The sequence below is a fragment of the Microvirga pakistanensis genome, from assembly GCF_004458765.1.
Classification (GTDB): domain Bacteria; phylum Pseudomonadota; class Alphaproteobacteria; order Rhizobiales; family Beijerinckiaceae; genus Microvirga; species Microvirga pakistanensis.
In genome coordinates, this window is the sequence record NZ_SPJX01000422.1 from 1 (window position 1) to 223 (window position 223).

Annotated in this window: 1 pseudogene; it reads right to left on the minus strand. The window is 71.7% G+C overall.

The features are described 5' to 3' along the window. Positions 1–181: pseudogene (locus E4K09_RS19710) on the minus strand (glutathione S-transferase family protein); the annotation flags it as partial. Positions 182–223 lie beyond the last annotated feature (42 nt).

A 223-nucleotide genomic window follows, 5' to 3' on the forward strand; every position in this document is an offset into this window, starting at 1 on the left:
CCCCGTCCACAGGTGCGGAGAGCTCCCGGTCCGCCTCGGCGATCTCCGCAACGATCCGCCCGAAGGCGGACCGTTCGGACAAGCCGGCGTACCAGGCGGCCAGCGCCGGGACCGGCTTCAGGGACGGTCCGCCGAGGCGCCGGGCATAATGCACCGCCATGAAGGCGGAGATGTCGGCCACTGAAAACCGCCCGCACAGGAAGCGCCTGCCCGCAAGCGCGTC